Source organism: Ruegeria sp. B32 (assembly GCF_025141855.1).
GTDB lineage: Bacteria > Pseudomonadota > Alphaproteobacteria > Rhodobacterales > Rhodobacteraceae > Ruegeria > Ruegeria arenilitoris.
Window position 1 is genome coordinate 1801839 of sequence record NZ_CP081106.1, and the last position, 16463, is coordinate 1818301.

The 16463-nt window shown below is 63.6% G+C and carries 13 protein-coding genes; 7 read left to right on the forward strand and 6 right to left on the reverse strand.

Features of this window, described 5'->3' with window-relative positions:
• Window positions 1-8: 8 nt before the first annotated feature.
• Complete coding sequence (locus tag K3752_RS09145) at window positions 9-1673, forward strand: tetratricopeptide repeat protein (RefSeq protein WP_260063060.1); 1665 nt, start codon at window positions 9-11, stop codon at window positions 1671-1673.
• Window positions 1670-2347, forward strand: coding sequence for an SH3 domain-containing protein (locus tag K3752_RS09150; protein WP_260063062.1), 678 nt, complete (start codon window positions 1670-1672; stop codon window positions 2345-2347). The genes K3752_RS09145 and K3752_RS09150 overlap by 4 nt, the downstream gene beginning before the upstream one ends.
• A 9-nt stretch (window positions 2348-2356) precedes the next feature.
• On the opposite strand, the gene mfd is transcribed toward K3752_RS09150, so the two are convergent.
• Together mfd and K3752_RS09160 are read right to left on the reverse strand one after the other, a co-directional pair.
• The gene (mfd, locus tag K3752_RS09155) at window positions 2357-5815 is read right to left on the reverse strand and encodes a transcription-repair coupling factor (RefSeq protein ID WP_260063063.1); all 3459 of its coding nucleotides are present in this window, start codon (window positions 5813-5815) and stop codon (window positions 2357-2359) included.
• A 21-nt stretch (window positions 5816-5836) separates the two neighbouring features.
• Window positions 5837-6361 (reverse strand): component of SufBCD complex, encoded by a 525-nt coding sequence (locus K3752_RS09160; RefSeq protein WP_170338382.1) that lies wholly within the window; start codon window positions 6359-6361, stop codon window positions 5837-5839.
• A 119-nt stretch (window positions 6362-6480) separates the two neighbouring features.
• On the opposite strand from K3752_RS09160, the gene hemB reads away from it, so the two are divergent.
• The 4 genes from hemB (at window position 6481) to K3752_RS09180 (ending at window position 11316) form a co-directional block, all read left to right on the forward strand.
• A complete protein-coding gene (hemB, locus tag K3752_RS09165; protein ID WP_260063064.1) occupies window positions 6481-7479 on the forward strand; it encodes a porphobilinogen synthase in 999 nt (332 codons plus the stop codon).
• Between the two features lie 144 nt (window positions 7480-7623).
• Entirely contained in the window at window positions 7624-8196 is a 573-nt protein-coding gene (locus K3752_RS09170) for a YSC84-related protein (protein ID WP_260063065.1), read from the forward strand.
• 153 nt (window positions 8197-8349) lie between these two features.
• Complete coding sequence (locus K3752_RS09175) at window positions 8350-10812, forward strand: penicillin acylase family protein (protein WP_260063066.1); 2463 nt, start codon at window positions 8350-8352, stop codon at window positions 10810-10812.
• 108 nt (window positions 10813-10920) lie between these two features.
• A complete protein-coding gene (locus tag K3752_RS09180; RefSeq protein WP_260063067.1) occupies window positions 10921-11316 on the forward strand; it encodes a nuclear transport factor 2 family protein in 396 nt (131 codons plus the stop codon).
• Between the two features lie 3 nt (window positions 11317-11319).
• On the opposite strand, the gene hflX is transcribed toward K3752_RS09180, so the two are convergent.
• The 4 genes from hflX to trkA all read right to left on the reverse strand — a co-directional run bounded on the left by hflX (window position 11320) and on the right by trkA (window position 15878).
• Window positions 11320-12591, reverse strand: coding sequence for a GTPase HflX (hflX, locus tag K3752_RS09185; protein ID WP_260063068.1), 1272 nt, complete (start codon window positions 12589-12591; stop codon window positions 11320-11322).
• On the reverse strand, window positions 12591-12830 hold the full coding sequence (gene hfq, locus K3752_RS09190) for an RNA chaperone Hfq (protein WP_005982826.1): 240 nt from the start codon (window positions 12828-12830) through the stop codon (window positions 12591-12593). Before hfq ends, hflX begins: the two co-directional genes overlap by 1 nt.
• A 133-nt stretch (window positions 12831-12963) precedes the next feature.
• Entirely contained in the window at window positions 12964-14502 is a 1539-nt protein-coding gene (locus tag K3752_RS09195) for a TrkH family potassium uptake protein (protein ID WP_170402749.1), read from the reverse strand.
• On the reverse strand, window positions 14502-15878 hold the full coding sequence (trkA, locus tag K3752_RS09200) for a Trk system potassium transporter TrkA (RefSeq protein WP_093962234.1): 1377 nt from the start codon (window positions 15876-15878) through the stop codon (window positions 14502-14504). The genes K3752_RS09195 and trkA overlap by 1 nt, the downstream gene beginning before the upstream one ends.
• Window positions 15879-15974: 96 nt before the next feature.
• On the opposite strand from trkA, the gene K3752_RS09205 reads away from it, so the two are divergent.
• The gene (locus K3752_RS09205) at window positions 15975-16454 is read left to right on the forward strand and encodes a hypothetical protein (RefSeq protein WP_093962235.1); all 480 of its coding nucleotides are present in this window, start codon (window positions 15975-15977) and stop codon (window positions 16452-16454) included.
• The last annotated feature ends 9 nt before the right edge of the window (window positions 16455-16463 follow it).

Sequence of the window (16463 nt, forward strand, 5' to 3'; positions counted from 1 at the left end):
AGTTCGGCATGAGCGACTATTACGATCTGGGCACGCATGGCTGCCCCGTCACCACGTCCTCGGATCAGGCGCAGCTTTGGTTCAACCGGGGCCTTGTCTGGACCTACGGCTACAACCATGAAGAGGCGGTCGTGTGTTTCCAGCGCGCGCTGGAGCATGACCCCGACTGCGCCATGGCCCATTGGGGCGTGGCCTATGCCGCCGGGCCCAACTACAACCTGCCCTGGGATCTGCTGGACGACCGCGGCAAGGCCAAGGCCCTGAACTGCGCCTATGACGCAACCCAATGTGCACTGGCCCTGCTGGATCGCTGCACACCGGTCGAACGCGAACTGATCCGCGCTCTGCCCGCCCGCTATCCCCAGCGTGATCCGGCGCCCGACATGCACCGCTGGGACCACGACTTCGCCGACGCCATGCGCGCCGCCTTCGCGGCCCGACCCGACCATCTGGACCTGCGCACCATCTATGTCGAGTCGCTGTTGAACCTGACCCCGTGGCAGATGTGGGACCTCAGGACAGGCCAGCCTGCCGAGGGTGCCGCGACGCTTGAAGCGCAGGAGGCGCTGGAATGGGCCATGGCCAACGATCCGGCGGCGATGTCGCATCCGGGTCTGCTGCACCTCTATGTGCATCTGATGGAGATGTCGCCCACGCCGGAAAAGGCGCTGAAGGCCGGTGACGTGCTGCGCACGTTGGTGCCGGATGCCGGGCATCTGGTGCACATGCCCACCCATATCGACGTGCTGTGCGGCCACTACCAGAACGTCGTCCACTGGAACGAACAGGCCGTCATCGCTGATCTGAAATATTACCAGCGCGAAGGCGCGTTCAACATCTATACCGGCTATCGCCAGCACAATTACCATTTTGTCATCTATGGCGCGTTGTTCCTCGGTCAGATGGAGCCCGCCCTGCGTGCCAACAAGGGCCTGTGGGACACCACGCCCGAGGAAATGCTGCGCATCGAAAGCCCGCCGATGGCGGACTATTTTGAAAGCTACATGGCCATGGAGCCACATATTCTGATCCGTTTCGGCCGGTGGGAGGAAGCCAAGGCCCTGCCCCTGCCCCCCGATCCCGACCTGTATCTGACGGTGACGGCCACCACGCATTACGCCCGCGCCATCGCCCATGCCGCCACCGGCGACGTGGCCGAGGCCGAGGCCGAGGAACTGCTGTTCCTCGCCGCCAAGGACCGCGTGCCCGAAACCCGCCTGCTGCACAACAACCGCGTGATTGACCTGCTGGAGATCGCGCGCGAGATGCTGCGGGGCGAGATCGAGTACCGCAAAGGCAATTTCGACACGGCCTTCGCCCATCTGCGCCGCTCGGTCGATTTGGACGACAACCTGCCCTATGACGAGCCCTGGGGCTGGATGCAGCCCACCCGCCACGCGCTGGGGGCGCTGCTGTTCGAGCAGGGCCACGTGGCCGAGGCCGAAGCCGTCTATCGCGAGGATCTGGGTCTGGGCGGTACCCTCAGCCGCGCCTCGATCCATCCCGACAATGTCTGGAGCCTCAAGGGCTTGCACGATTGCCTCAAGGCGCGTGGCGCGGTAGAGGAATTGCAGCTGATCCGACAACGACTTGACCTGGCCCTGGCGCGGGCCGACCACAGCGTCGGCGCCTCGTGCTTCTGCGCCCAGGCCGCGATGAGAGCCGCTGAATGAAACTGTTGAACGCTGCGCTGATCGCGCTGTTCTGCGGGCCTGCATGGGCCGACCGCCAGACCTTTGCGCCTGTAGACGAGGCCAGCCAGGACCTGGCGCTTGAAGCCTTTCGTGCGGACCTGCGCGCCAAGGTCGCCGCCCGCGACCTTGAGGGCGTCATGGCCGCCACCTGCCCCGAGATCTACACCAGCCACGGCGACGCGGACGGCCCCGAGACGTTCCGCGCCAACCTGACGGTCGATCCCGAGACCCTGCCCGAATCCGACCGCCGCCACGCCGACACCATCCGCGACGACTACTGGCGCGACCTTGAGACCACGCTGGCCCAGCCCGGCTATTTCGACGAGGATGGCGAATTCTGGATGCCGTATCAGTGGCGCATCACCCTGCCAGCGAAGCTGAACCCGTTCGCCGCCTATTTCGTGACCGGTCAGGATGTCACCCTGCGCCAGGCCCCCAACCGTGGCGCGCCCATTCTGGACCTGATCAGCCATGAAGTGGTGATCGTGCCGGACTATCTGGAAGAGGCCGAGTATCAGGGCGTCATCCTGACCGACGGAACGCGCGGCTATATCTATTCCGATTTCCTGTGGTCGATGGTCGGCTATCGCGCGGCCTTCGTGAAGTCGGACAGCGGTGACTGGCAGCTGTGTACGTTCGTGGCCGGGGACTAGGCCGCGCCCTCAGGCGCTGGCCTTCTTCTTTTTCTCGGCGGCCACCTTCTCGGCCAGATCGCGGGCAATGGCAAAGGCGCCCTTGATCTTGTCGCTGTCCTTCTTCCAGTCGCGCCGCACCACGATCTTGTTGTCCTTGACCTTGGCCAGCCCGCGCTGGTTCTGGATGAACTCGACCAGACCTTGCGGCGAGGCGAACTTGTCATTGTGGAACTGGATCGTTGCTCCCTTCGGTCCGCCGTCCAGCTTGGCGATGCCGGCGCGTTTGCACATGGCCTTGATCCGCACCACCAGCAGCAGCGTGTTCACCTCTTTCGGCAGCGGGCCGAACCTGTCGATCAACTCGGCGGCAAAGCCCTCCAGTTCGACCTTGGTCGACAGCGACGACAGGCGGCGGTAGAGGCCCAGCCGCACGTCCAGATCGGGCACATAGTCTTCGGGGATCAGCACCGGAACGCCCAGGTTGATCTGCGGCGCCCACTGGTCGTCGGCTTCGCTCAGCCCCTCCATCTCGCCGGCCTTGATCTTGGCAATCGCCTCTTCCAGCATCGACTGATACAGTTCATAGCCCACGTCGCGCATCTGGCCCGACTGTTCCTCGCCCAGCAGGTTGCCCGCGCCGCGAATGTCCAGATCCTGGCTGGCCAGCGTGAACCCCGCCCCCAGCGTATCGAGCGAGCCCAGAACCCGCAGCCGCTTTTCGGCCGCCGGGGTGAGCCGCGCGCGCGGCTTGGTGGTCAGATAGGCATAGGCGCGGGTCTTGGACCGCCCCACCCGGCCCCGGATCTGATAGAGCTGCGCCAGCCCGAACATGTCGGCCCGGTGAACGACCATCGTGTTCGCGGTGGGAATGTCCAAACCGCTTTCCACGATCGTGGTGGCCAGCAGGATGTCATACTTGCCGTCATAGAAGGCGTTCATCCGGTCGTCCAACTCGCCCGCGGCCATCTGGCCGTGGGCCACCACATAGGTCAGTTCCGGCAGCTGTTCCTTCAGGAATTCCTCGATCTCGGGGAGGTCCGAGATGCGCGGCACCACATAGAAACTCTGCCCGCCACGATAGTGCTCACGCAGCAGTGCCTCGCGGATGGTGACGGCATCGAACTCGCTGACATAGGTGCGGATCGCCAGACGATCGACGGGCGGCGTGCCGATGATCGACAGGTCGCGCACGCCGGTCAGGCTCAGTTGCAGGGTGCGCGGGATCGGCGTTGCGGTCAGTGTCAGCACATGCACGTCCGAGCGCAGCTGCTTGAGCCGCTCCTTGTGGGCCACGCCGAAATGCTGTTCTTCGTCGATGATCAGCAGGCCCAGATTCTGGAACCGGATGCCCTTGGCCAGCAGCGCATGGGTCCCGATCACGATATCGACCGTGCCCTTTGCCAGCCCTTCGCGGGTCTGCTGCGCCTCTTTGGCCGAGACGAAGCGTGACAATTGCCTGACTTCCAGCGGGAAGCCCCGAAACCGGTCCTTGAAGCTGGCGGCGTGCTGACGGGCCAGCAGCGTTGTGGGCGCAATCACCGCCACCTGCAGGCCGGACATGGCCGCAACAAAGGCCGCGCGCATGGCGACCTCGGTCTTGCCAAAGCCCACGTCGCCGCAGATTAGGCGATCCATCGGCGTGCCCGAGTGCAGGTCCTCCATCACGTCGGCGATGGCGCGCAACTGGTCTTCGGTTTCCTGATAGGGAAATCGGGCGCTGAACTCCTCCCACGCGTGGGGCGGCGGGTCCATGATCGGGGCCTTGCGCAAGGCGCGTTCGGCGGCAATGCGGATCAGCCGGTCGGCCATCTCGCGGATGCGTTCCTTGAGCTTGGCCTTCTTGGCCTGCCACGCGCCACCGCCCAGCTTGTCGAGCAAGCCTTCCTCGTGCCCGTATTTCGATAGCAACTCGATGTTTTCGACCGGCAGGTACAGCTTGGCACCTTCGGCATATTCCAGCAGCAGGCATTCATGCGCGGCGCCAAGGGCGGTCACGACCTCCATGCCCATATAGCGGCCGATGCCGTGATCGACATGCACGACAAGATCACCGGGGCTGAGCGACTGGGTCTCGGTCAGGAAATTCTCGGCCTTGCGGCGTTTCTTGGGCTGGCGGATCAGCCGGTCGCCCAGCACGTCCTGCTCCGAGATCACCGTCATGTCGGGCGTCTCGAACCCATGCTCCAGCGCCCAGACCGCCAAGCGCAGGCCGCGTTTGCCGATGCGTGAGCCATCCGAAACGGGGATCGCCTCGGCCAGACCCTCGTCCTCGATCAACCCGGTCAGGCGTTCGCGCGCGCCCTCAGAATAGGACGCAACCAGAACCGGCCCCTTCTCCAGCTTGTCCTTGATGTGGCTGGCCAGCGCGCCGAACAGACTGATGCTTTCCTGCTGGCGCTCGGGGGCAAAGTTGCGCCCGATCCGACCGCCCGCGTCGATCACCCCGGGGCCGCTGGCCTGCGGCAGGGGGCTGAATTGCAGCACCCGCCGCTGCTCCACCGCCTGGCTCCACGCGGCATCGTCCAGATACAGCAGGCCCGGCGGGGTGGGTTTATAGACCGAATCCATCCGCGAACGGTTCTCGAGCGCGAGGCGCCGGGTTTCGTATTGATCGGCGATGCTGTCCCACCGGGCCAGACGCGCGGGCGTGACCTGATCGTCCAGCGTGATCGTCGCCTCCGGCAGATAGTCGAACAGCGTTTCCAGCTTTTCATGGAACAGGGGCAGCCAGTGCTCCATGCCCTGATGCTTGCGCCCGGCGCTGACCGCCTCGTACAGCGGATCATCCGTGCCGGCCGCACCGAATTCGATGCGATAGTTCTGACGGAACCGGGTGATGGCGGCCTCGTCCAGTATCACCTCGGAGACCGGGGCCAGTTCGACCAGATCAAGTTTTTCGGTAGTGCGCTGGGTGGCCGGATCGAACCGGCGCGCGCCGTCGAGCACGTCACCGAACAGGTCCAGCCGCACCGGCCCTGCCTCGCCCGGCGGGAAGATGTCGATGATCCCGCCGCGCACGGCATAGTCGCCAGGTTCCATCACCGTGGGGCTTTGGCTGAACCCCATGCGTACCAGAAAATCGCGCAGCGCGGCCTCGTCGATGCGCTGGCCGATCCGTGCGGTGAACGCCGCCTGCCGCAGCACGTCGCGCGCCGGCACGCGTTGGGTGGCGGCGTTCAGCGTGGTCAGCAGAACAAAGCGCTCGGGCATCTGATGCACCAGCGCCGCCAGGGTCGCCACCCGCGCCGCCGCAATGTCGGGGTTGGGCGACACCCGGTCAAAAGGCAGGCAATCCCAGCCGGGAAACAGGATCACCGGCATGTCGGGCGCAAAGAAACGCAGCGCGGCGCGCATCGCCTCGGCACGTTTGTCGTCGCGCGCCACATGCAGAACTGGCCCGCCCGAGCGGGCAACCTCGTTCAGCACCAGCTGCGCGTCAAACCCCTCGGGGGCGCCGCCGACTGTCACGTGGTTCGGAGCCTTCATCACGCTGCCTTTCTGAATCTGCTATCCCAGAACGCCTATCGAAAGGTTCTGATACATGCCCCACATCGAAGTGACCAGTATCGCAAACATGCCGATGACCTGCGTCGCCAGCCGGCATCGATGCAGCGCCTTGGACACAGCTTCAATCGTCAACTCCTGCCGCCGCAGGTTCCGGGCCACCCGCAGGCTGTTTGCGCCGACAAGAACCATCGGGAACAACAGCAGGAACACGGCCTGGGCGAACTCGACCTGATAGTAAAACCCAAGCGTCGCCAGCCCTGCGAACAGGAAACAGCACAGCGCCAAGATTACGACCCCCGAAACGTCGGCAATGTAGAGGATGCGATTGGTGTTGATCCGCACGATGTCCAGCAGGTCGGTCTCGGCCTGGCCTCCGACGCGGCGGGCGCGCACGACCAGATCATAGGGAACGCCCATCACCCAGTGGCTGGCCGTGGACCACAGCACCGCAAGCGCGATCCAGTACCACAGATTCGAGAAACTGCGCATGTCGATGAGCTCGAAGATCGTGGAGTACCAGTCCAAACTTGCCTCATTGTTCAAAATTCTCAGGCGGTTCTATCGCAACGGCGCGGCCATTGGTACCCTTGAGACCTGCGCAAATTCATGCCACCCAGTGCGCGAATGTTCAAGGAGAACGCGCCATGAAACCGACAATCGCCCCCTACCCCCACGGCCGCTTTCGTCGCGCCCGCCAGTCCGAGGCGATCCGGGGCTTGGTGCGCGAGAACACCCTGACCGTGGATGACCTGATCTGGCCGGTTTTCGTACGCGACGGCGAGGGCATCGAAGAGCCCGTGCCCTCGATGCCCGGCGTGGTGCGCCGCTCGGTCGATCTGATCGCCAGGGCCGCAGCCGAGGCGCAGGCTATGGGCATCCCGGCGATCTGCCTGTTTCCCTACACCGATCCCAGCCTCAAGACGCAGGATTGTGCCGAGGCGTGGAACCCCGACAACCTGTCGAACCGCGCCATCCGCGCGATCAAGCAAGCCGCGCCCGAAATTGCGGTCATGACCGACGTCGCACTGGACCCCTACAACATCAACGGCCATGACGGGTACGTGGTGGACGGCAAGATCGTGAATGATGAAACGGTCGAGGCGCTGGTCAAGATGACGCTGGCGCAGGCCGAGGCCGGAGCCGACATCATCGGCCCGTCCGACATGATGGACGGCCGGATCGGCGCGATGCGCCAGGCGCTCGAGGCCGCCGGCCATCGCGACGTCATGATCCTCAGCTATGCCGCGAAATATGCCAGCGCCTTCTACGGACCCTTCCGTGATGCGGTGGGCGCCTCGGGCGCGTTGACCGGCGACAAGAAGACCTATCAGATGGACCCGGCCAACTCGAACGAGGCGCTGCGCTTGATCGAACGCGACCTGACCGAGGGCGCCGACATGGTGATGATCAAGCCCGGCATGCTCTATCTGGACATCTGCCGGAGGGTCAAGGACACGTTTGGCGCACCCACCTATGCCTATCAGGTGTCGGGTGAATACGCGATGATCCAGGCCGCGGCGCAGAACGGTTGGATCGACGGCGAAAAGGTGATGCTGGAAAGCCTGCTGGCCTTCAAACGCGCGGGCTGTGACGGCATCCTGACCTATTTCGCACCGCAGGTCGCCCGGCTTCTGCACGGCTAATCCCGCGGGACTCCGCGATTTTTCGCCGATCGGCCGGCCTTGGCCTGCCGGTTTTCCCGTGACACCCGACGCCGTTCGGCGTATTCTTGCACACAAGACCGGGACCACCCGGCTTTTCAGGCACATCGACAGAGAAAAAGAAACATGAGCAGTTCCAACACACCACGACTGAGCCGTCGCGGCTTTGCCTTTGGCATGGCCGGACTGACCCTGACCGCCGCTTGCGGCAACGGCGTCGGAAACTCGAACGCGGCAACGATCGATGCCCGCGTCGATGCCACGCTGACCGAGATGTATACCCGCTACCCGAACACCCTGGAAATCGCCAACAAGGCCAACGGGATGCTGGTCATGCCGCTGATCACCGAGGCGGGGTTCGTCTTTGGCGGTGGCTACGGAAAAGGCGCATTGCGCATCAATGGCGCCACGGTCGACTACTACTCGGCCGTCAAAGGTACCGCGGGGCTGCAGATTGGCGCCCAGCAATATGCCCATGTCCTGTTTTTCATGACCGAGGACGCCCTGAACGATTTCCGCCGCTCAAGCGGATGGACCGCCGGCGCGGACATTGGATATGTCGTCAGCGACCAGGCGGACCAGTTGTCGACCGACCTGACTACCCTGCGCAAACCTGTGCTGGCGGCGGTCTTCGGTCAGGCTGGGCTGCAATTGGGCGCGACGGTCGAGGGCATCAAATACACGCGCATTATTCCCTGACCCCCTGCCCCCCCTCAAGAAAACTCCGTCACTGGCCAATGCCGTGGCGGAGTTTTTCGTTTCAGACGAAGATTCCGCGGCGCGGCCTCTTTCGGTCGCCAGAGCCATGAATTAACCTTCGCCTGATCTGCAAATTCAAATGGTGCGCTGCTGATGGGTGTCGTCTTTCGCTGGTTGATGCGTATCGCCTCGGGTCTGGTCCTGCTGACCCTCGCGGCGATCGGTCTGGTGTATTTCCTGGCCAGCCAGTCGCTGCCTGACTACGATCAAACGCTGCAGGTCAAAGGCCTGAATGCCCCGGTCGAGATCGTGCGCGACACCGCCAACGTGCCTCACATCCTGGGGCGGACCGACCCCGACGTGTTCTTCGGTCTGGGCTATGCGCATGCCCAGGACCGGTTGTGGCAGATGACAGTCATGCGCCGGACCGTGCAGGGGCGCCTGTCCGAGGTTTTTGGCCAGCGAACCGTGCATATCGACAAGCTCATGCGTCGACTGGATCTTTACGGGCTGGCGCATCAGTCCTTCGAGGTTCAGGACGATTACACCAAGGCCGCTCTTCGCGCCTATGCCGCGGGTGTCAATGCGCGGCTGGACGAAATCAACGAAAACGCCTTGGGCCGCGGCGCGCCCGAAATGTTTTTGTTCAACGCACCGGTTGCTCCTTGGCAACCGGGTGACAGCATAGCCATGATCAAGCTGATGGCGGTTCAGCTGTCCGGGCACTTGCAGGACGAAGTGCTGCGGGCGCGCACCTCCTTGATGCTGAACGATCCGCAGCGGCTGTCAGATATTCTGCCGGACGTGCCTGGCGCGGGCATTGCAGCGCTGCCCGAATATGCGGCGCTGTTTCCCAACCTGCCCCGCTATGCCGCCAGTTCTGAACCCGCGGCCTCATGGCTGAACCCGGTCCCGCAGCACGGGTTGGCGGGTGCCTCGAATGCATGGTCTGCCGCTCCGTCGCGCTCGGCCACCGGTGGAACCCTGTTGGCCAACGATCCGCATCTGGGCCTGACTGCGCCAGGGATCTGGTATCTGGCAAGGCTTGAACTGGCCAAGGGCGGCGTGATCGGCGCCACCATCCCCGGCATTCCGGCGGTTATGTCCGGCCGTAGTGACCGGCTGGGATGGGGCCTGACCTCGTCCTATCTGGACGATCAGGACGTGCATATCGAACGAGTGAATCCCGACAACCCCGAGGAATATCTGACGCCCGAAGGCTTCGAACCCTTCAAGTCGCGCCCTTCAATCATCGAGATCAAGGACGCCCCCCCAATCACCCTGACCCTGCGCTGGACCGAGAACGGCCCCGTCCTGCCAGGCACCCATTTCAACTTGGAAACCATCACACCGCCGGGGCATGTCGCCTCGCTGTCCTGGACGGCGCTCAGTCCGCGCGACACCTCGATCAGCGCGTCGATGGCGCTGATGAACGCGGATACCGTGCGTGAAGCGATTGAAGCCGCCGAGCTGTTCATCGCGCCGTCGCAAAACCTGTCGGTGGTCGACAAGACGACCGTCGGCATGAAACTCATCGGCGCAATGCCCAGCCGCGACCTCAACAACCAGAGCCGTGGGCGCATCCCGACCCCGGGCTGGATCGCTGCCAACCGTTGGCAGGGCCGTCTGCCCTATTCCGACAACCCCGAATTCGTGGCTCCGGCCGGTGGCGTTCTGGGCAACACCAACAACAAGATCATAGACCGGCCCTTCCCCCTGCATGTGTCCTATGAATGGGGCGATACTCAGCGCGTCCACCGCTGGGAATTCCTGATGCAATCGCGCGAGGTACACACCCGCGACAGCTTCATCGAGGCACAACTGGACACGGTCAGCTTCACCGCACGGTCACTGCTACCGTTGATCGGGGCCGACCTGTGGTTCACCGGCGAGGCCGCGCCCGAGGGCACCCCCGAACGCCAGCGCCAGATCGCCTTGACCCTGCTGGCCGAATGGAACGGCGAGATGAACGAGCACCTGCCCGAACCGCTGATCTATGCGGCCTGGGTCCGCGCGCTGCAGAAACGCCTGATCGCCGATGACCTCGGGCCGCTGGCCAAGGAATTCAAGCATGTCGAGCCCCTGTTCATAGAACGCGTCTTCCGCGACATCGACGGGGCCTCGGCCTGGTGCGACGTCCGGCAGAGCGCGCCGGTGGAAACCTGCACCGCCATGGCCCGGCTGGCCCTGGACGATGCGCTGGTCTGGATCTCCGAACGTTATGGCAGCCAACTGGAATCCCTGCGCTGGGGCGATGCCCACCAGGCCACCCATGACCACCCGGTGTTGGGCGAGGTTCCGGTGCTGCGCTATTTCGTCAACATCCGCCAATCGACCAGCGGCGGCGACAACACCCTGCTGCGCGGGCGCACCTCGGGCGAAGGGCCGGACCCGTTCCAGAACGTGCACGGCGCGGGCTATCGCGGGGTCTATGACTTTGCCGACCCCGACAGTTCGGTCTTCATCACGGCCACCGGGCAATCGGGCCACTTCCTGTCGCGCTATTATGACGATCAGGCGCAACTGTGGCGCCGGGGTGAGTACATTCCCATGTCGCTGGACCTGGATCTGGCCCGCGCCGCCGCCGTCGGGACCACCCATCTGATGCCGCAATAGGCAGGTTTTCGGCGGACCCCCGCCCCTTTTTTGCCGCCCCGTGGACGCGGCCCCGTGGCTTGGCCTACCATTCCGATGCGCCCGGACTGCAGCGCGAGGGGGAAAATCATGGCCAGTTTGCGCGATACCCTGAACAATCTAGCCCGCGACTATGCCATCGCCTGGAGCTCGGGTGACGCCGATGCCGTGGCCGAATTCTTTACGTCGGACGGGCAGATCACGATCAATCGCGGCGACCCCATTGTCGGGCGGGCAGCCATCGCCGACATGACGCGCGGGTTTCATACCGACTTTCCCGATCTTGAGGTGCGCTGCGACATGCTGCGATGGGCCGGTCCCCACGCCATTTTCGTGTGGACCCTTGAAGGGCACCACGCCCGGACCGGCAATGCGGTGATCACGCGCGGCTGGGAAGAATGGGAGCTGGATGCAGAGTACAAAATCCGGTCGTCGTTGGGCTGGTTCGATGCCGACGACCATCAGCGCCAGATCGAAGGGGCCTGACCGTCAGAGGCCCGCGAACTGATTGGCCTGCTTGTCGGTCCACAGAACGGTGATTTCGAACCCGTCCTCGGTCTGTTTTTCGCCGCGCACCACGTCCTGCCGGAATAGCCAGGCGCGTTTGTCGCCATCGGCAAAGCCCAGCTTCAAAACCTCTTCCCGGCGCACGCCCTGCAGGGTCGTGGCGATCTCGGTCAGCAGCAGATCGATGCCCTCACCGGTCACGGCCGAGATCGGGAACACCGCCGGATCGCGCTCGGCCCGGGCCTGCACGGCCTGCCGGTCTTCGTCGGACAGCAGGTCGATCTTGTTCCAGACTTCAAGCTGAGGGCGGGTATCGTCCACACCCAGCGAGGCCATGATCGTGCGCACATCCTCGGCCTGCTCTTCGGTCTCGGCATGACTGATGTCGCGCACATGCACGATCAGGTCGGCGGCCAGAACCTCTTCGAGCGTGGCGCGGAAGGCCGCGACCAGTTCGGTCGGCAGGTTCGAGATGAAACCCACGGTGTCCGACAAGATCACCTCGGGGCCGTCGGGCAGTTCGATCCGGCGCATGGTCGGGTCCAGCGTGGCAAACAGCATGTCCTTGGCCATGACTTCGGCCCCGGTCAGGCGGTTGAACAGCGTCGATTTGCCCGCGTTGGTATAGCCCACCAGCGCCACGATCGGAAAGGGCACCTTGGCCCGCGCGGCCCGGTGGAGCGTCCGTGTCTTCACGACCTTCTGCAACTGACGGCGCAAGCGCACCAGTTGATCGTCGATCGCACGCCGGTCGGCCTCGATCTGGGTTTCCCCCGGTCCGCCGACGAAGCCCAGCCCACCGCGCTGACGTTCCAAGTGGGTCCAGGCCCGCACGAGGCGCGTGCGCTGATAGCTCAGCGCGGCCATCTCGACCTGCAACACACCCTCGCGCGTGCGGGCGCGGTCCGAGAAGATTTCCAGAATCAGCCCCGTCCGGTCGAGGATCTTGACCTTCCACGCCTTCTCCAGATTGCGCTGCTGAACCGGGGTGACCGGCCCGTCGATCAGAACCAGCTCGATCTCGTTTTCCGCAAAACGCGCGCCCAGTTCCTCGATCTTGCCGCTGCCGAACAGCAGGCCGGGCTGCGCCCGCGGCAGGCGCACGATCTCGGACCCGATCACATCAAGATCAGGCAATGCGGCAGCCAGTGCCACCGCCTCTTCCAGCGCCGGAACGGGGTCGCGGCGCTGGTCATCAGACTTGATATCGGGATGCAGCACCCAAGCCCGGGTGCGCCTCCGGTCATGTTCCATCAAGAGGCGTCTTCGCCCTCATACAGGTTGATCGGCTGCGACGGCATGATGGTCGAGATCGCGTGCTTGTAGACAAGCTGCGACTGTCCGTCGCGGCGCAACAATACGCAGAAATTGTCGAACCAGGTGATGACACCCTGCAATTTCACGCCGTTGATCAGGAAAATTGTAACGGGAACCTTTGCTTTCCGTACATTGTTCAGGAAGGCATCCTGAAGATTCTGTCTGTCCGAAGCCATATTTTGTTATCTCGCCGTTGTTCTTGCTTACGCGCTGCGGACCAACGCGCTCCCTCCGCGCGAGTATGGAGTGACGCGCAGAGATATTCCAGATGAAAAATCAGGCAGTAACGTGAAGGTCCGAATTGCCGGTTCAATCCCGCCACAGGGCCGGAGTGATCAACGCGATGATCGCCAGAGTCTCCAGCCGGCCGATCACCATCCCGGCGCACATGGTCAGCTTGGACCCGGCCGACAGATCGATCAGACGGATCGGCAGATCAGTGGCCAGTTCGATCAACGGACCGGTCGTGCTCAGCACCGCGACGCTCAGCACCATGGCGCGCTCAAACCCAACCCCCTCGGCGGCCAGAACGACATCAAGCAACGCGAGCGTCAGCGCGAACATCATCAGAAAGACCCACGCGATGAACGCGCCCTGGCTCTGGATGCGGCGATTGCCACCGCCCGCCCCGCTGACCGATGACGGGTGGATCAGCCTGTCCAGTTCACGCGCGCCATTCAGGTAAAGCGCATAGACCCGCAACAGCTTGACCCCGCCGGCGGTGGTGGCGACCCCGCCCCCGATAAGCGCAAGCCCCATCAACACAAGCCCCGGTGTTCCCAGGCCGGACAACTGTTGCGCGTCGTTCCAATAAGCGCTTTCGAACCCGGCCGTCGTCAGGAACGACATCACCGTGAACAACATGCCCCAGATGACGTTCAGCGTTTGCAGGCCCGTCACCTGCCCGCCGATCTCGGCAACCCCGGCCAGCACCCGGAAGACCAACAATGCCGCCACGCCAACGACGATCATCAGGCCGATCCGGAATTCCGGATCGTGGTCCAGTCGGGAATAGCCGGTTGTTGCGGTGTCCTTTGAGAAGGTCAGGCGGGACAAGGCAAAGAACAGGAACAGAAACAGGATGGCCTCGCCGGTGATCCCGGCGGTGGACCCTTCCAACCCGCCCACTGGCGATATGCCGGACGTCGCCATCACCGACATTGCGTGGCAGATGGCCGTCAGGCCCTTTTCTCCGGCGATCAACAGCAAGACCCAGATTACCGCTGTGAGGCTGGCGTAAACCGGGGTCAATGTCGCCGTCACACGGAGCAGTCGCCCCCGTGGGTCGACCTTTTCGCTCTGGGCAACGCCGGAAACCGGGCGGCCCGGCTGTCCGCGCGCGGTAATCTCGAACCCGCCCAAGGACAGAGGCGCCAGGATCGCAGCCGCCGAGATCCACATCAGCAACCCACCCATCCAGCCGACGAGTGCCCGCCACAGGTGAACCGGCGCCGACAGGCGCTCGGGGTCGGGAAACAGGTCCGCTCCGGTGGTGGTGATGGCGCTGACCATGTCAAAATAGGCGTTCAGAAAGGTCGTGTTCCCCAACGCGTCATGGACCGGAACGGCCAGAAACAACGGCAATACCGTCAACGAGCCCAGCAGGACCGCCAACTGCCCCAAGGTTCCGCGCCGCGGCTGCCGGCTGGCCGTCGCCAGGCCTACGATCGTGACCAGGAACAGCCCAACCAAACCCGAATAGAAGAACGACCGCGACGTTGGATGGTCATCCAAGGCAAGGGCGTAGATCGCCGGGATCCACATCGCCAGGGACACAACCGCCGAGATCAACAGAAACAGCGGTAGCCGCCGAATAACGCTGATTTTGGGTGCGCGGGCGACAGCCATCAGAAAAAGTCGATCGAAACCTGCATCAGGCGTTCGACCTCGGGTACATCATTGGCCATTGCAAAAATCGCAACCACGTCCTTTTCGTCAATCCGCAGACTGCCAGTGGGCCGCAGGACCTCGTCGCCCTTGCGCACCGCGCCGACCAGGACGCCTTCGGGAAAGTCGATGTCGCGCAGTTTCTGCCCGGCCATTGGCGAGGTCGACAGCACTTCGGCCTCGATCACTTCGGCCTCGGCATCGCCGATCGAATAGACCTGTCGCACCCGGCCATGCCGGATATGGCGAAGGATCGAACTGACGGTCGTGGCCCGCGGGTTGATATAGGCGTCAATCCCCAATGGCCCCATCAAGGCCACCATGCTGGGGTCGTTGATCAGCGCAATCGCCAGCGGACAACCTTCGGCCTTGGCCCGTACCGCAGCCAGCATGTTGGTCCGGTCATCATCGGTGACGGCCAGCATCGCGTCCGCGCGCTCGATCCCCGCTTCGCTCAACAGCGCGGAATCCAGACCGTCGCCGTTCAGAACGATCGTACGCTCCAGCGACTCGGCGGCCAGTTCCGCACAGCGCCGGTCACGTTCGATAACCTTTGCACGGATGCGTCCCTCGCGCTCTTCCAGCGTCCGGGCGACTTCGAGGCCGACGTTCCCGCCGCCCACGATGACCACGCGATCCTGTTTTTTCTGTGATTTACCGAATACTTCCATCGTACGATCAACGTCTTGGACGCTGGTAAAGACATAGCATTCGTCACCGACGAACAATTGGTCCTCGGATTCCGGCGCGAACAGTGTTCCGTCGCGACGAATCCCCACCACGATGGCGCTGAGCGTTGAAAACAGGTCTGTCAGCTGGCGCAAGGGCGTGTTGACGATCGGGCAATCCTCGGCGATCCGAATGCCCAGAAGCTGCGCCTTGCCATCCATGAACAGCTCCGTGTCAAAAGCCGCAGGCGCCGACAGGCGGCGCATGGCTGCGGCGGCCACTTCACGTTCGGGGCTGATCACCACGTCGATCGGAAGATGGTCGCGGCGGTACAGGTCGCGATGGATCGCTTCGAGGTAGGATTTCGACCGCAACCGCGCGATTTTGCGCTGGATCGAGAACACCGAGTGCGCCATCTGGCAGGTGACCATGTTCACCTCGTCCGAATGGGTCGCGGCGATGATCATGTCGGCGTCACGGGCTCCGGCCCGCTCGAGCACGTCGGGATAGCTGGCAAAGCCGGCGATGCCCTGAACGTCCAGCGTCTCGGTCGCCCGGCGTACCAGGTCAGGGTTGTTGTCCACAACGGTGACGTCATTCAATTCGCCCGAAAGGTGCCGAGCAATCTGCCAGCCCACCTGGCCGGCGCCACAAATGATGACCTTCATGCCTTTGGCCTTTCTGCCTGAGCGTTTTGAATGACAGATGCCCACAGAGCGGTCAATCGAATTGTCATGACGGCCTGTGTGATGCAAGATAAGCGAATGAAAACAGTGCTTCGATTGCTTGTTCCCCTTGCCCTGCTGGCCGGCTGCGGTCCGTTGTCGATGTATTATCGCGAAGGCGAAAGCGTCTCGCGGATGCAGGCAGAAACGACCGAATGCCAAGTGCAGGCGCTGAAGGATGCACCGGTTGCAAACCAGGTGCGCCAAAGCCCGCCCACCTATTGGCCGGGCCGCACCTATTGCGACGGGCGCGGGCGATGCTATCGCACCGGAGGTTGGTGGGAGCCGGGCCGCGTCTACACCGTAGATGTAAATCAGGGACTGCGAAACACGGTCGAGGCGCAGTGCATGGCCAAGAAGGGATACCGCCCCATCAGCCTGCCGCCCTGCAAACAATCGGTCAAATCGGGCGTTCCGCCGACCCGAACAACCGTCCTGCCGCCATTGGGCACGGCGTCTTGTTTCGTCAAATTCGACGACGGGTCATTCCAGATCATCACGCCGGGGTTGCCGGGCTGACCCGCTGAA

Excerpts from the sequence above, each read along its gene's own strand:
- K3752_RS09195 (WP_170402749.1), bottom strand. The coding sequence starts at position 14,502 with ATGGCTGTCGCCCGCGCACCCAAAATCAGCGTTATTCGGCGGCTACCG.
- mfd (WP_260063063.1), bottom strand. The coding sequence starts at position 5,815 with ATGAAGGCTCCGAACCACGTGACAGTCGGCGGCGCCCCCGAGGGGTTT.
- trkA (WP_093962234.1), bottom strand. The coding sequence starts at position 15,878 with ATGAAGGTCATCATTTGTGGCGCCGGCCAGGTGGGCTGGCAGATTGCT.
- hflX (WP_260063068.1), bottom strand. The coding sequence starts at position 12,591 with ATGGAACATGACCGGAGGCGCACCCGGGCTTGGGTGCTGCATCCCGAT.
- hfq (WP_005982826.1), bottom strand. The coding sequence starts at position 12,830 with ATGGCTTCGGACAGACAGAATCTTCAGGATGCCTTCCTGAACAATGTA.
- K3752_RS09145 (WP_260063060.1), top strand. The coding sequence starts at position 9 with ATGAGCGACTATTACGATCTGGGCACGCATGGCTGCCCCGTCACCACG.
- K3752_RS09170 (WP_260063065.1), top strand. The coding sequence starts at position 7,624 with ATGAGCAGTTCCAACACACCACGACTGAGCCGTCGCGGCTTTGCCTTT.
- K3752_RS09205 (WP_093962235.1), top strand. The coding sequence starts at position 15,975 with ATGAAAACAGTGCTTCGATTGCTTGTTCCCCTTGCCCTGCTGGCCGGC.
- hemB (WP_260063064.1), top strand. The coding sequence starts at position 6,481 with ATGAAACCGACAATCGCCCCCTACCCCCACGGCCGCTTTCGTCGCGCC.
- K3752_RS09150 (WP_260063062.1), top strand. The coding sequence starts at position 1,670 with ATGAAACTGTTGAACGCTGCGCTGATCGCGCTGTTCTGCGGGCCTGCA.
- K3752_RS09175 (WP_260063066.1), top strand. The coding sequence starts at position 8,350 with ATGGGTGTCGTCTTTCGCTGGTTGATGCGTATCGCCTCGGGTCTGGTC.
- K3752_RS09180 (WP_260063067.1), top strand. The coding sequence starts at position 10,921 with ATGGCCAGTTTGCGCGATACCCTGAACAATCTAGCCCGCGACTATGCC.